Below are 15,774 nucleotides of genomic sequence, written 5' to 3'. Positions count from 1 at the left end.
CCATACAATCGTTTATTTTTCTATCAGTGTCTTCAATTTTTCATCCAACACCATAAATAACTTAGCCAATTCTTGTTTTGGAACGTTCTCGTATTGATCTCCTACGCTTACTTCATACGCACACTCATTTTCAGTCACTTCTTTTACATATCCCGTTAAACCAATACCTGTCTCGTCATACACTTTCATCAAAATCGTTTCTATTTCTTTTTGTGGATAGTGAAAGAAGACATGAAACATATTGGAAACAGGCTGTTCAGGAAGAGTCGATGCACCCTGGCAGCCGTTAAAAAGACCGGCAAGTTCTTTTGCTCCTTCATAATACTGTTCCATTTTGTTGATTCGTTGATCAAAATAATGGTCTGCACTCAGGATGTATGGATAGAGGCTGATGAGATCACCGCCATGACGTCTTTTCCATACCTTTGATTCTTTGGTAAACTCCTCGCTTCCGGCCAGGATCGCACCTGCAATTCCTCCGATTCCTTTATAGAATGAAATATAAACACTATCGAAAAGGGCGCAGATTTCCTCTGCTGATTTCCTATAATGGGGCAGGATTTCATAGAGCCTTGCACCGTCTAAATGGATCCTGATTCCTTTATCCCGGCAGTATTCAGAGATGGCTTCAAGAGTCTCATAGTCCGGAAGTTGACCGCCTATTTCCCTTTGAGGCAGCTCTAACAGTAAGCAAGCAATGTCCTCTTCAAGATCCATCACGTCTTCCAGTCCGATCACACAATCCTTGTCTGCTATTAGAATCGGTTCAATTCCATGTAATTTCTTCAGCCCATCTTCTTCATGAATCTCTAAATGACATAAAGGATGGTACGCCACTCTGTGCAACTCTTTTTGATCGCACCAGATACGCAGGGCGATCTGCTGAGCCATCGTGCCGCTCGGAAAGAAAATGGCACTTTCTTTTCCCAGGAAGTTTGCCATCTTCTTTTGGAACTCCTCTATTATCCTTCCTGATCCGTAAATATCACTTTCCAAGTCACCATCTACATCTACTAAAACATCTTTAAGAACATCCAGATTTCGTTTCCCATTTCCCTGAAGTTGAAAAGCAGTCTGTTTATACGCTTCAAATAAAGTCTTTTCTCCCATCGTTTTGCTCCTTTTTATGAGTTCATCACTTTTTCAATGAATCCCTTCACTCGTTTCTTGTATTCCTCTTCTTCTACCGTAAAGCCTTCTGTGTGCCCGGCGCCTGGTACTATCCATAATTCTTTCATGCCATTCGTTGCTTCGTACAGGCGATTAGCCATTTCGGTTGGAACGAGTTCGTCCTGATCTCCATGAATGATGAATAGAGGTAATTGATTTTTCTTCACCTGTTCGAGTGCCGAGGCTTCACTGAACGTATAGCCTGCTCTCACCTTCGTCACCACACTCGTTACCTCCATAATCGGAAATGGCGGCAAACGGTAAAGATATCTTAATTGGTGAGTCAGCTCTTCTTTCAATGAGGTATATCCGCTGTCGGCAATGATTCCTTTCACCTCTTCTGGGAGGTCCTCACCACTCGTCATCAATACGGTTGCTGCCCCCATGGAAAAACCGTGCAAAAAAATAGATTCTTCACCTTTTTCATTGATTAAGAGATTGATCCATTCTTTATAATCCAATCGATCGTCCCAGCCATATCCGATATAATCCCCTTCACTTTTCCCATGCCCTCTCGCATCGGGTTTTAGAATATTGTATCCTTCCTCGTAATAGAATCTTGTGACTTCAGGCATCTGCTCGCTGTTCCCTTTATACCCATGGGCCAGGATAATGGATTTTCCATTCGGTGACTCATTTTCAAGATATTGAGCTCTAAGGGTCAAGCCGTCCTCTGTTTCGACCTCAACTGTTTCAAAGTTCCGCTTTTGTGTCCAGTTCCTTAATTCTTCTAATCTCTTTTGTTCTTCCTCCAAGGCGCTGACGGCTTCAACCGCTTCGTCTGTTCCGCCATATAATTCTATAGCCTCATTACTTCTATTAATGGCCACATCATAAAAATAGTTCCCGGCTACAATAAGTGCTACCACCAATAACAACAGCAAACTGCTCATGATCCATGCGATACGTTTTTTCATGACATGGTCCCCTTCGTACAAGTAGTTAAGTCTATTTTACTTGAAGCCGGTGTGAGTTTCATAGAATAAAGCACATACATATGTGTTATTTTCTACAGCTTTTCCACATTCAACATCACCTAGACGAAATAAAAGAGCTTATCTTCCACGTAATGGGAGATAAGCTCTTCACATTCCTTTATTCTCTTCTGCCAGTTCTGTAAAGACAACCAATCGTTCTACGTAATTATGGATTTCCTGGTCAAAATAACCTGTGCACGTAATCAAATTAAGCATGCGTTTTTCACTTGGACCGAAAATGGTTCTAAGAGGTGCGTCGTCTTTTTGATAAGCGACCTTTTCCCTTACTACAAATGTCATAGTGTCTCCATCTTCATCTTGTAAATGGATCTCATCCCCAGGCTCAAGCTCTTTTAGTTCAAAAAAGACAGCAGCCTTTTTCTCATCATCTACATGTCCAGCCAAAACGGCATTCCCTTTTTCTCCTGGTTGAAAGCCCGGTTCAAACCATGCCACATCCTTTCCGTTATCCGGAAGCTCCATATTCCCTTCCTTATCGAGCCCGAATCCCTTGATAGGTGCTTCGAGATCAAGCTTCGGTATGGAAAGAATAGCTGGTGTCATACTGTATTCTTCTTTTTGCGGTTCAGGAGTAACGGGATGAACAGGTTGTTCAATGGTGGATGATTGAACTTCACTTTCCGTAACCGATTGAGGCTCTTCGGCAGCACATGCCGCGAGAAGAGCCATCAAAGGGATAGACAATAGAAGTCGTTTCATTATTTTTGCAGTTTTCTGCGTGTAACATATAGTAGTGCCGCTCCACCTAATACTGCCGTTGCAAGTACGATTGGAAGAGTAGAAGACGATTGAGTCGCTGCTCCACCCATACCTGTTTCAGGCATGCTGCCAGGCATTAATGTATAATCTTTCAGGACAAGTACTTCCAATTGAGCTGCTGTATTGATTGCGAACACGCTGTATACTGTGTTTTCTTCAAGCATTGTTCCAGACAGGTCCAACACTTGATCTCCTTCTGGTGTTCTGATCTCTAAATCATAGGTTCCTGGATCTAGCTCCTGATAATCCGTGATTGCTTTGAACTCAGCTCCACTGAATAATGAGTCTCCACCCACAAGACCAACATCAACCGTTGGTGCATCCGGGGAAAGATGTCCGACACGTACCTTCGTCATTCCTTCTGTTACATCCATTGAATCCTGCGCTACTACTAATTCCAGGTTTTCAACTGTATTAGCAGCCGCTACTGTGTAAGCCATCCCTGCTTCAACCGTTAAATCTTGAGAAATGACAGGATCTTCGCTTCCCATTGTTCCTGCAGCATAAATTTCAACTTTATGATCCCCTGCAGGAAGATTCATATAATCTGTTGCTGCTTTAAATTCTGCACCTTCAACCACTGCATTCCCATCCACATACACATCGACAGCCGGAGCATCGGGAGAAGCATGAACAATACGCACCATCGCATCATTCTCAGCCGCAAACGCACCTCCAGCCAGTGATAACATTAACATGACCGTTGCCAAAATCGAGAAAATCTTTTTCATTTCTTCCACTCCTTTTGTGTGTTGTACAAGTTTTGTGTTTTACTTGTACATATAATGTATAACTATTAGAGGGATATATCAACTAATAAACTGCCCGGTTAGCACATTCAACTCTCTGAACCATTTTTACCCACAAAAAGGGGGCATAAGTATTGCCTATTCAAACAGCGAAACCCCGGGATCCCGATCACAACAGTGAACAAGAACCGCATGAAGCTGGCCTCTATGATGATAAAGATGAGCTGTGATTTCAACGAGCCATTCGAACTTGGTGTAAGTTACACCCCAATAGGACGAGGTTTCTTCTTTGAGCATTTCGTCACTTAAACATGAGACCCGTTCTTTTAAATCGTTAACATTATTGATCAGTTCTTCTTTCATCTCGGTGAGGGTATGTAGGGTTTTACTTGAGTAGTACGATTCCAATTCTTCTTGGGCAGCTCCTGTAGCTATGATGTAATCCGCCCTGCAAATGAGGGCTAAATGTGAAAGCAACTCCCCAACTGAATGCTTAGTTGAAGTCGGTCTCTTATCTAAGTCTTCATCCGAAAGACGATCCATTATGTTGATAATAGAGGTAACCGCCACTTCGATTTGATGCAGCACACTTTTACAGTAAAAGTTCATTCTCATTCTCCTAATAACTATTTTCTTCATTATACTTAAAAACCGATTACCATTGACACCTTCCATTTCATGCATATAAAATGTGAAATAATCATTTTCAACATATAAAATCATATAAACACTCGTATAATATTGGAAATATGGTCCAAAAGTTTCTACCAAACTACCGTAAATGGTTTGACTACGAGAGAGTTAGAGCCAAAAGTCTCTACCCTTCTCTCACTATGTCAAACCTCGGGTGCATCCCGGGGTTTTTTTATTTAGATAAGGAGAGGATCCTATGAGTACCAATAAAGAAAGACTTAAAAAACGAATTGCATCTGCGAATAAAGATATCCCTGCAGACCTTGTTATTAAAAATGGAAAAATAATCGATGTTTTCAACCTTGAAATCATCGAAGAGGATGTGGCGATTTCAGATGGAATGTTCGCTGGAATTGGAGAATTTGAAGGGAAACAGGTAATCGACGCCAAGGGGAGATATATAAGTCCTTCCTTTATCGATGCACATGTTCATATAGAATCCTCCATGGTCACACCATCCGAATTTGCTAAAGTCGTCCTCCCGCATGGGGTCACGACCGTTATTACAGACCCCCATGAAATCGGGAATGTATCCGGAGAAGAAGGAATCGGATTCATGCTCGATGATTCAGGGAACATCCCATTAGATGTGTTTACCATGCTTCCATCCTGCGTGCCGGCAACTCCATTTGAAAATGCAGGAGCAACGCTGACAGCCAAAGAGCTGGAACCTTTCTTTACACATGAGCGTGTCATTGGATTGGCAGAGGTAATGGACTATCCTTCCCTTCAAAAAGGCGATGATTCCATTGTCGATAAAATCACTGTCACCTCGGAAAATAGTCATAATATGGACGGACATTTAGCGGGACTTTCCACAAACGCGGTCAATGTTTATAAATCGGCCGGCATTCGAACCGATCATGAATGCACCACCGTCCCTGAAGCATTGGAACGAATACGACGAGGGATGTACCTTCTCATTCGCGAAGGATCCGTGGCCAAGGATTTGAAATCACTTATTGGAGTTGTTAACGATAGAAATGCCCGGCGCTGTCTATTCTGTACAGATGATAAGCACTTGGATGACTTAATCGAGGAAGGCAGCATCGATCAAAATATCCGCTTAGCAATTAAGGAAGGGCTCGACCCTCTATTGGCGATTAGCATCGCCTCTTTGAATGCTGCTGAATGTTATGGGTTACACACGAAAGGCGCAATTGCACCTGGATACGATGCGGATTTTGTCTTACTGGATGATCTTAAAACGCTCTCTATCTCAGAGGTGTACAAAGAAGGGAAACTGGTAGCTGCGCATAGTCAGTATGTCGGCGACCCAATCGTAAAACCTGCGCCAAAACCACCTCTGACTTCAACTGTGCATATTCCGAATCTCACTGAAAAGGATCTGCAAATCGAGATAGGCGGAACAAAGGAAGCACATATTATCGAAATCATCCCTAATCACCTTAGAACCAATAAACGGATTGAAAAGGTTCAAGTAGAAAATGGATTCTTTATCCCTTCCATTCAACAGGACCAACTTAAAATGGCTGTCGTTGAAAGACATAACGGGACAGGAAATATCGGCTTGGGCATTGTAAAAGGATTCGGATTGAAAGAGGGAGCCATCGCTACCACCATTGCCCATGATTCACACAATATTGTCGCAACAGGTACAAATGATCGTGATATCCTGCAAGCCATCGAGGCGCTTAACGAAATGCATGGCGGCCTGGTGATGGTGAGAGACGGAAATGTCATCGCTTCTCTTCCTTTACCGATAGCAGGGTTGATGTCCGATCAGGGATTTGAAGAAGTGGTATCAGGGCTCGACCTGTTGAAGAGCGCCTTTATTGAATTAGGTTTCTCCCGGGACTTCAATCCGTTTCTTACCTTATCATTTCTAACGTTACCTGTGATTCCTCAGTTGAAGCTGACGGACTTGGGGCTATTTGATGTTGAGGGCTCCAAGCATATTAAGGTTGGGGTTTAGGGTATGAATGGGTGTTTGACTGTTGAAATTTGCTCTTTTTTTGACAGTTGAATTTTGAGGTGTATTCACCGGTTGAATATCCGGGAGAATTTGACTGTTGAATATTTGCATTTTTTAACATTTGAATTGTCCTCACTCTAAAATAGATCTGCTGTACCAGGTACAATTTATCCGATTTGTACCTGGTACAGTGGTCATAACAACAGGTGCCAGGTACAGAATCAACATCCCGTGCCTGGCACTCTTTTTATCCCACTCAAAAAAAGAGATGCCCCCATATACCCGAGACATCTCCCTCTCATTATTTACTTTGGCTGTCTTCCTTTACCTCTGTTTCTTCCTTTTCGTTCGTCACAGCGACTTCCTTGTCAGCTGTTTCAGAGATCGCTGGCTGATAAGGTCTTTCATGGGATCTATTTGCATATGACTTCAGTAATTCACCTACATCGATGCCAGTCATTTCGCGTAACGGTTCCTGCATATCAAGCATCGTTCTGGTGATGCTTTTCCCAAAGGAAGGAACTCCCTGGCCATTACCGGAATCAATGATTTTAACAGAGTCAATATTGTTAAGAGGCTGAGCAATTTTCTCTGCGAAAACAGGCAGCATTTCGATTAGTTTCTCGGTAATGATGACATCACCATGTTTCTCCATTGCTTCTGCCAGCAGTTTACGGGATTCGGCTTCCGCTTTACCTCGCTCTCTGATAACATCGGCTTCAGCAGAACCTTCTTCTCTGCGTATCTTGGCTTTCGCTTCCCCGTCAATTTCTGCCTTGCGAGCTTCCGCTTCCGCTTTACGAGTGGTTTCGTAGTATTCGGCGTCGGCTTTCGTTTTACGAACTTTTGATTCTTCTGCTTCAAGTTTAACGGCACGTTCACGTTCAAGGAATTGAAGGGTTAACTCTTCCTCTTTCACTTCCTTTGTAAGTTTGGCTTTTTCCAACTCATAGGACTGTTCGGATTTCGCTCTTGCCCGCTCTGTTTCTTCTTTGAAGGCTGCGTCTTTGATGTCCTTCTCTTTTTTCGATTGGGCAATGGTAATTTGACGCTTGTATTCTTCCTCTTTCGCTTCCTGATCGGTTTGGGCACGGTGAATACGGGTTTCACGCTCGGTGTTTGCTTCTGCAATTTCAGCTTGCTTGCGAACCTCGGCGATACGTGGACGACCAAGATTTTTTAAGTATCCATTTTCTTCGTCAGCATCTCTTATGTCCGTTAGCCCGAGTGACGTAATTTTGAAGCCCATAAGATCCAGCTGCTTCTGAGCAATTTCAGATACGTCAGCGTTAAACTTTTCACGGTTGCTGTTGATATCTTCAACCGTCATTTTAGAAAGAATCGCACGAAGATTACTTCCCAGTACCTCAATGATTTCATCTTCAATCTCTTTTTGGTCCTTACCTAGGAACTGCTCGGCATAGTTCGCAATTCCGTTTAATGTGTCTGCCACCTTCACCATGGCCACTGCGTCTGCAACGATTGGTACTCCGCCATTTGTGTAAACTCTCGGTGTCGATAATTTTAATTGGAAGGATGTAAGATTAACAGGTGTAGATGTTTGGAAACGTCTTAATCTGTACCCTCCACCCCTGATGATTTTCATGGAACGCCCTTCCTGGTCGGTGAAAATATTCGTTTCCTTTTCAGGATCCCCCAGTTTCGGTCCGGTAATGATCAGTGCCTGGTTGGATCTCGCTGTACGATAGCGGAACCTCATCCAGAAATAATACGCGATTCCTGCAATAGCTGCAATAACCAGAACAGGAATCAAGAACATGAAAAATCCGATAATACTTAATGATCCTAGCATTCTGACAACCCCTCTCAAACTTTTCTATAAATCAGTCGAGCAACTGATTCACTATTTTATAAAACTTCTAGCTACAATATTATCTACGGAAGGGTTGTAGAAAAGTTTCAATATTTAGGTAAATTTTCTAATTTTAATACAATAATTTCTACCAAATAAAGACCTTACTTCTCATTCCTGTGATAAAATAAAAGCGTTCACAATTTAAACATTGCTCATTGGTGAAGATGATCAGGTCATCTTCTTAAAAGGGAAGTTGGTGAAAGTCCAACGCGGTCCCGCCACTGTAAAGCTGAGATTTCGTATGGATCCACTGTTTCGAATCGAAATGGGAAGGAATATGAAATTGTTGACGCTGAGCCAGGAGACCTGCCAATTGAGAAGAACACAGAGTTCCTACGGGAGATAGGAGGGTGTTGCGCTATATGAGCCAAATGAGGAATCACAGGATTCTGGACGTCCGCTTGAAGTAGCCGCATCTTCTTTTCAAAGGGAGATGCTTTTTTTTATTTCAGAAATTAAACTGGGAGATGAGAAAATGGAACAAGCTTATTCGGTAGAACGTTCACGAACCATACAAACAAAATTGGTACTGCCACCGGACACCAATCATATGCAAACGATTTTTGGAGGGAAAGTCCTTTCCTATATTGATGAAATTGCGGCACTATCAGCAATGAAGCACTCCAGCTCAGTCGTCGTCACGGCATCGATTGACTCCGTCGACTTTTTGTCGTCTGCAACGGTCGGTGATGCGTTAAGTCTGGAAGCCTACGTTACGTCTACAGGTCGAACATCCATGGAAGTATATGTAAAGGTCTACTCTACGAATCTTGTAACGAGTGTCAAAACCCTGACGACTGAATCATTCCTGACGATGGTCGCCGTTGATGAAAATGGTAAGCCCAAGCCGGTACCAAAAGTCATTCCAAAGACGGAAGAAGAATCGAGGCTTTTCAATACGGCTCCTTTGCGAAAAGAGCATAGAAAAAATCGTGCGCTTATTTTGTGAAAAGTCCCTGATTGCTAACTCTCCTAATAAACAAGAACACTCAGAGCTTCTCTAGGCTTTGAGTGTTTATAAGGGCTAGTCTATTGATCCTAATTGGAATGAAAACGGGGTTGGTTTTAGAGCGGGAAGTCATCCAGGATTCCTTCTTCTGGTGAAAGAAGTACAGGATCAACTCTAGGAAGAAAAGAGAAAAACAGTATAGAGATGCGATTTGGATGTTATTGCCTTCAGACCTCCGTCTTGTTCTAAACCTATAGAATACCGAGAAAATATTTCCTATAATGGATAATAAAATAGTTCATTTGGGGTGTAGTATGATCGAAGGTAAATTAATTAAATTTCATCGTGAAGATTCGGGTTTGACTCAAGAGCAGCTTGCACAGGGGATCTGCTCTACCACACATCTAAGTAAAATCGAAAGAGGGATCACAGAGTATTCCAGTGAAATTACTGATTTACTGGCAAGGAAGCTTGGAATCAATATGGAAGTCGAACGTTCTCGGTATCATTCGTTACAGGCTAAATTATCTGAATGGAATGATGCAATTATTATGATTCGAACCAATGACATCCATCAACTTAAAGGTGAAATCGAAAAGGAACCTTTAAGGTTTCTATCTGACTTCATCATTCAATACAACCTTTTCCTGGCAAGATATTATTTATTTTTGAACAAGCATGGAAAAGCCAAGGAAATCCTGGGCATGTTCGAAAACAAAAACTATCCTCTATCCCCTTTCGAACAAAATTTATTACTTCATGTCAAAGGGATCTACTATCATTCAACAAGACAATTTAACACTTGCATAAATGTATTGAAACAGATTGACGATGAATATCCGAACTCCGAATATTATTTTCATTTGGCATTAGCCTATCATTCCATTCATTCAAACACCTTTGCCTATTATTATGGGCAAAGAGCCTTGCATTTTTTCCAAAAAACATTGAATATCCTTAGGGTCATCGATTCTGAAACGTTAATTTTAATTCAATTGAATGCCAAAGAACCCTTTGAAATGGAAGAAACCAAACAACAGTATGATAAGCTCCTCAGAGTCTGTGAATCCGTTAATTCCAAGGAAAGGGCACATAAAATCCATAACAATCTGGGATTCGAATATTTTAGGAGAAAACGATATTCTGAATCAAAAGATTCCTATGAAAAAGCATTAAAACTTATTAATGAAGACACGCCAGCGTCACATTATTTAGTCACACTCAGCGGATATATACTAGCTTGTCTGAAAGGGAATCTGCTTTCTTCCGAAGAACTCAATCAATTAGCGACAAAAGGACTAAAAAGGGCTACTCAGCATCAGGACCCCACCTACGTTTTCTTTGAAATATACTTACTTACCATAAAAGGAAATGAACAAGAACTATATGAGTATATTGAATATACAGCTCTCCCCCATTTCAACAAAACGGGGAGCAAGTTGATGTATCAGCATTATGAAAGACAACTATTTTTATATTATGTAAAAACCGGGCAAACAGAGAAAGGATTCAAACTTGCATCCAATAAAATGTCCAATGAAATAAGCTATTATGAATTAGAATAATGACACTTTTAATGATAAAAGGAGGTTTTCTTTTATCATTTTTTTATTCGGCTGATTTCTCGTTGATTGTTAGCCACTATATTTGTTTTGTTTTCTGAACAACCCCAACTCACCGCCATTATTTCGCAACTTTCCTCCTACCCCCTCCTAAAAAATCAGAAGATAAATGATTGTTAAACTCCAATCAGTAGTTAAATAGTCCCTAAACAAACCCCCATACAAACATGACAGATTTAAATTTACACTATTAATTGTAATAATTTTTAGAATTATCGAACTAACAACTAAAGAAAAGAGGTAGAGATGATGAATGGATCTTCCATCGCAAAGAAATCAGCTGTGATTGCATTATCCACTGGATTACTTTTATCCCCTGTATCGGGCTACTCCTCTCCAACAGCTACAGCTGCGGATTGGAAAGCAGAAACGATTTTATCTTCTTTGACAGAAGAGCAAAGACAAGCATTGCATCAACTGAAATTAAATAACGCAGAAGGTCTCCAAGGATTTCAACCGAATGAATTGGCATCCGGTGAAGAAATCTCCGTTATCGTCGAATTCCAATCCAAACCTGGGCATGTAGCCGTACTAGAAGCTGCAGTAAAAGGAAAAACAGTAAAGAAAGAAGACGCCAAAGCCCAAGTGGAGAAAGAACATAAGATGTTCAAAGAAGATGTTGCAAAACATCTATCTACTAGTCTTGTAAAAGGAAAAAAGATAGAGCCGAAAATCACCCAAACCTATAAAGAAGCATATAACGGTGTGGCGATGACCCTTCCGGCCAATCAAGTAGAACGCCTGCTAAACTCCAAAGCCGTCAAGGCTGTATTTAAAAACCAGACCTATACTGTCGATCCGGTTCAACAAGATCTTCCTAATGATGTAGACCGTGAAATCACAACATCTGTTGAAAGCATTCCTTATTTAAAAGTGGATGAATTACATAAGGAAGGAATCACAGGAGACGGAATCAAAGTCGGCGTGATCGACACAGGTGTTGACTACAACCACCCTGATTTAAAGGATGCCTACAAAGGCGGATATGATTTTGTTGACGACGATGCGGATCCAATGGAAGCAACGTATGAAGATTGGAAGAGTACGAGTGAACCAGAGTTCAGTTATACGGGAAATCCCTATTATACCTCTCATGGTACTCATGTATCCGGAACCATTGTAGGACAAAACGAGAATGATAGTGAAGTATCTGTAGAGGGAGTTGCTCCAGATGCTGACTTATATGTGTATCGTGTCCTTGGTCCTTACGGAAGTGGTTACACCGAAGACGTCCTTGCAGGAATTGAGAAATCGGTTCAAGATGGTATGGATGTCATCAACCTCTCATTGGGAGCAAGTGTCAATGACCCTTATTACCCTACAAGTACCGCCCTTAACTATGCTGTGTTAAATGGTGTGACGGCCGTTGTTTCAGCCGGGAATTCAGGACCAAATGACTTTACCCTTGGCTCTCCTGGAACAGCAGCTTTAGCTTTGACTGTCGGGGCGAGTGATGTCCCTGTTTCCCAAACCACTTTTACTGGTCAAACGACAGCTGGCTGGTCGACCGGTATTGTGAGTATGGCTAGGGGATTCGCTCACACATTCGATAGTCTGGAAGATCAATCACTAGAATTAGTAGATGTTGGCCTAGGGTATGAAGCAGACTATGCGAATAAAAATGTAGATGGTAAGATCGCTTTTGTTCAGCGAGGAAATTTTGCTCTGAATGACAAGGTGAAATTTGCCAAAGAACATGGAGCTAAAGCCGTGATCATGTACAACAATGCAGAAGGTCATGTAGGATATAACCTCGGAGAATCAGCCCATTATGTCCCGGCCTTCTCGATGACAAAGGCTGCCGGGGAAGAATTAAAAGCAACAATCGAAAGTGGCACATCAAGCTTCACGTTTACGAACTTAGAAGAAAGCTTTACAGAGGGTGACCAGTTAGCCGATTTCAGTTCAAGGGGTCCAGTCAACAAAAGCTTGGATATGAAACCTGAAGTGGTCGCTCCCGGGGTCAGCGTTCTATCGACTTTCCCTTCTTTTATGATCGATCCTGAGAACACGGATGACTATCAGTATGCTTACTCAAGACTTTCAGGAACCTCGATGGCTTCTCCATTCACAGCGGGGCTGGCAGCTTTACTTTTGGGAGAGAATCCGGATCTCGAGCCAGCTGATATTAAAACGATACTTATGAACTCATCTGATCCTTTGAAGGGAGATTACAGCGTATTTGAGGTTGGTGCAGGAAGAGTGGATCCGTATCAAGCCCTCCATAGCCAAACAACGATTCAAATAAACGATGAAACGTTGCTTCCTAATGGCGAAGAACTGATTGCAATCGATCATCCAACTGGGGGATTGAGCTTTGGAAATCAGGTAGTGGCCGAAGGAGATCACCTCCGCGTACAAAAAAGCTTTGAAATCACAAATAAAAGCGATCAAAAGAAAACCTTTGACATTACGTTTGAAGAAAATGTACAGGAAGGCACCCTTAGTCTCAAGGAAAATGGAGTTGAAGTGACTTCAGACAAGTCTATTAAAGTGAATGGTGGCAACAAAAAGACTTCAAATTTCTTCCTGACAATGCCTAAAACAGCTGCGAAAGGGATTTACGAGGGATACCTGGTCGTTACGAACCGTAATGATCAAACAGAAAGCTACCGCGTGCCATTTAGCGTAAAGAGATCGGAGGAAGGCTTTAATACACTTGAATTGTTATCCCCCACCTTTGCACCTTCTCACTATACTCACGGATATGATCCATTCCGCTATCCATGGGCACTGGTTGAATTCAACCTGAGTTCACCGATGGAAAGCATGGATATCATCCTTCAGGACGGGGAAACAGGTGAAGATTTAGGATTAATCGGTACACTCGATCTGCAGGGTGCCCTGCTGGATAACAACTACTTACTAAGAGCATTCCAGGGTGGCTATTTCGCATTTACCGGTGATAAGAAAAATCCCGTTTCAGAAGAAATGACCATCGCAAAACCTGGGCACTATAAGATCAAGTATGCGATGACAGATCCTAAAGGCAAAGTAAAAACAAAATCAGAGCATTTCTATATCGACATTGAAGGTCCTACATTCAAGAGTTCCCTGGATGGTGAGTCACCGTTCCTTGAATATAAGCGGGGTCAGGAAACGTACCCTTTTGAGATTGAAATTACAGATCCACTTATTGAAAAAATGCAAGCAGCAGGAATCGACACAGATCAATCCAAAAACTTTATGATTTATTATTGGAATTCACCTTTCCCTTCGTCACCTCTTTACATGGATGAAAACGGTAAGTTTGTCGAAGAAATTGCGATGAATGAGAATGTGAAAGCCCTTAACTTTAGAATGAAGGGCTATGATATGGCTGGGAATAATAGTACGATGAAAAACTATTTCTTTATTAAAGAAGGTACTCCGAACGCGTATCTGAAAACCGATGTCGATACCGTTACAACAGGTGAAACCGTAAAGGCAACCCTATTACTGGATAATGTTCAAGATGCAAAGGAAGCCACCTGGACATTTGAAGATCACTACGGAAAAAAACCAGAAGTGATTGATGCCAAGCTATCCGGGGAGTTTCTAGAAAAAGCTTCCCTGACACTTGAAGGAAATCAAATTAAAGTCACCTTCAATGAACCTGTTGAATCATTCGATCATAGTGCGATCGTTGAGGTGCACGTAAAACTTCAAGATGAAATCTTCACGAAAGAGGATGGGTTGGACCCGACGGTAACCGTTACAGATTCCAACAATGAAACAATGAATTTATTACATGCTGGTGCAGGATTCACTGTAAATCCTGACTTTAACTCAATAAGGGGATATATAAGTCCTGAAGGATTTGATAGTGGAAGTGGCTACAATGCCAAGAAGGATTGGTCAAAAGCAGATGCAACTGTAGAATTCAAAAATTCAACAGGAGACGTCTTTACACCATCATCCATCACAGATAATGGTGAGTACTCCATTGAGAAACTCCCATTAAGCAAAGACCCTTATGATATAACCGTAACACTTCCAGGCCACTTCTTAACTAAGAAGAATAATGAGCAAATCGGTTATGAGTACAACGGAATGCTTTACGGAAAATATCATAGAGTGAACAATATGAAACTTGTCGGAGGAGATGTCAACCAGGATCATGTCATCGACATTCATGATGCCATTGCCATTCAGGATGCCTGGAATACTAATAATCGTGCTGCCGACATCAATTTCGATGAAGTGGTGGATGCGAACGATATGAATTTTGTTCAAAAGAACTATCTATTACAGAATGAGCATGTTAAGAATGCCCCTGCTCCAGTTGAATCAGCCGACGGAAAAACGTTGGATTCGATTTTAGAGGAATTAGGACTGAACTAAACATCATGCCAGAATTTAAAGGAATGGGCCCTCGTTACATCAGGGTTCATTCCTTTCTGCTTTGATCCATAATACAAACCACCCTTCTTACATACAAATGAAGAGATAGCCTAAAAAATTCATCTTGAAGGATGGTGCTTCATGTATAGCTATTATCAGCCTTATGATCGTAACCAGGGCATGAATGTAAATACTTCCTATACCACTTTGATTGATCCATTCGTCGTCAGCAGACTGCAGTCCGTCATGGGGAAAATGCTCATTGTGGAGACTACGAAAGACACGATTCGAGGCGAATTGATTGAGGTTCAACCAGATCATATCGCACTTAAAGCTGGTGACTCTGTATTTTTCGTGAGAATTCAACAAATCGTCTCCATTATGCCTGTTTAAATAGTCAATTTGCAATTAGGCAACATCACGAATCTTGGGTTCAACTTCCCCTTCCCTCCGACATATACTACCCTGAGAGGAGGCATGACAGAATGGATCGTTTTATTCTTTTGTTAGTAGCGGGTATCTTATCCGGATTTGCATTGTTGAAAGCTCCTTTAGCAGGGACGTTTTTAGCAAGCATAGCCCCGGTAACAAACGTCATTGGCATATTAGCAATTCTCATATTCTCTCTTTTCCTTATATATAAAGGCGTTATGGAAATACTCGGCAAGTAAAAATATGGACTCAGATATTTTTCTGAGT

At 41.7% G+C, this 15,774-nt stretch carries 12 protein-coding genes and 2 riboswitches; of the genes, 6 read left to right on the top strand and 6 right to left on the bottom strand.

The window, feature by feature from the left end:
• Positions 1 to 12: 12 nt before the first annotated feature.
• The 5 genes from Q1B03_RS18425 to Q1B03_RS18405 form a co-directional block, all read right to left on the bottom strand.
• Positions 13 to 1,110 carry a low specificity L-threonine aldolase gene (locus Q1B03_RS18425; RefSeq protein ID WP_299744903.1) on the bottom strand — a complete coding sequence of 366 codons (1,098 nt, stop codon included), beginning with the start codon at positions 1,108 to 1,110 and terminating at the stop codon, positions 13 to 15.
• 14 nt (positions 1,111 to 1,124) lie between these two features.
• Complete coding sequence (locus tag Q1B03_RS18420) at positions 1,125 to 2,087, bottom strand: alpha/beta hydrolase (RefSeq protein ID WP_299744900.1); 963 nt, start codon at positions 2,085 to 2,087, stop codon at positions 1,125 to 1,127.
• 168 nt (positions 2,088 to 2,255) lie between these two features.
• A complete protein-coding gene (locus Q1B03_RS18415) occupies positions 2,256 to 2,867 on the bottom strand; it encodes a class F sortase (RefSeq protein WP_299744897.1) in 612 nt (203 codons plus the stop codon).
• Positions 2,867 to 3,658, bottom strand: coding sequence for a DUF4397 domain-containing protein (locus tag Q1B03_RS18410; protein ID WP_299744894.1), 792 nt, complete (start codon positions 3,656 to 3,658; stop codon positions 2,867 to 2,869). The genes Q1B03_RS18415 and Q1B03_RS18410 overlap by 1 nt, the downstream gene beginning before the upstream one ends.
• Before the next feature lie 156 nt (positions 3,659 to 3,814).
• Positions 3,815 to 4,285: a DinB family protein gene (locus Q1B03_RS18405; protein ID WP_299744891.1), complete on the bottom strand. Its 471-nt coding sequence runs from the start codon at positions 4,283 to 4,285 to the stop codon at positions 3,815 to 3,817.
• A gap of 102 nt (positions 4,286 to 4,387) precedes the next feature.
• A riboswitch (purine riboswitch) is annotated at positions 4,388 to 4,489 on the top strand.
• 76 nt (positions 4,490 to 4,565) lie between these two features.
• Between Q1B03_RS18405 and ade the strand changes: the two genes are divergently transcribed.
• A complete protein-coding gene (gene ade, locus Q1B03_RS18400; RefSeq protein WP_299744888.1) occupies positions 4,566 to 6,305 on the top strand; it encodes an adenine deaminase in 1,740 nt (579 codons plus the stop codon).
• A gap of 301 nt (positions 6,306 to 6,606) precedes the next feature.
• Here the strand turns inward: ade and Q1B03_RS18395 are convergent, their stop codons facing one another.
• On the bottom strand, positions 6,607 to 8,118 hold the full coding sequence (locus tag Q1B03_RS18395) for a flotillin family protein (RefSeq protein WP_299744885.1): 1,512 nt from the start codon (positions 8,116 to 8,118) through the stop codon (positions 6,607 to 6,609).
• 202 nt (positions 8,119 to 8,320) lie between these two features.
• Positions 8,321 to 8,510, top strand: a riboswitch (cobalamin riboswitch).
• Positions 8,511 to 8,656: 146 nt separating this feature from the next.
• On the opposite strand from Q1B03_RS18395, the gene Q1B03_RS18390 reads away from it, so the two are divergent.
• The 5 genes from Q1B03_RS18390 (at position 8,657) to Q1B03_RS18370 (ending at position 15,746) form a co-directional block, all read left to right on the top strand.
• On the top strand, positions 8,657 to 9,130 hold the full coding sequence (locus Q1B03_RS18390; RefSeq protein WP_299744882.1) for an acyl-CoA thioesterase: 474 nt from the start codon (positions 8,657 to 8,659) through the stop codon (positions 9,128 to 9,130).
• 314 nt (positions 9,131 to 9,444) lie between these two features.
• On the top strand, positions 9,445 to 10,695 hold the full coding sequence (locus tag Q1B03_RS18385) for a helix-turn-helix domain-containing protein (protein WP_299744879.1): 1,251 nt from the start codon (positions 9,445 to 9,447) through the stop codon (positions 10,693 to 10,695).
• 303 nt (positions 10,696 to 10,998) lie between these two features.
• Positions 10,999 to 15,075: a S8 family serine peptidase gene (locus Q1B03_RS18380; RefSeq protein WP_299744876.1), complete on the top strand. Its 4,077-nt coding sequence runs from the start codon at positions 10,999 to 11,001 to the stop codon at positions 15,073 to 15,075.
• Between the two features lie 141 nt (positions 15,076 to 15,216).
• Entirely contained in the window at positions 15,217 to 15,468 is a 252-nt protein-coding gene (locus Q1B03_RS18375; protein WP_299744873.1) for a YuzF family protein, read from the top strand.
• 92 nt (positions 15,469 to 15,560) lie between these two features.
• A complete protein-coding gene (locus Q1B03_RS18370) occupies positions 15,561 to 15,746 on the top strand; it encodes a hypothetical protein (RefSeq protein ID WP_299744870.1) in 186 nt (61 codons plus the stop codon).
• Positions 15,747 to 15,774 lie beyond the last annotated feature (28 nt).

This window comes from uncultured Rossellomorea sp. (genome assembly GCF_947488365.1).
Classification (GTDB): Bacteria; Bacillota; Bacilli; order Bacillales; family Bacillaceae_B; genus Rossellomorea.
Note: the sequence above shows the minus strand (reverse complement) of the source record. Positions and strands in the feature narration are given on the sequence as shown.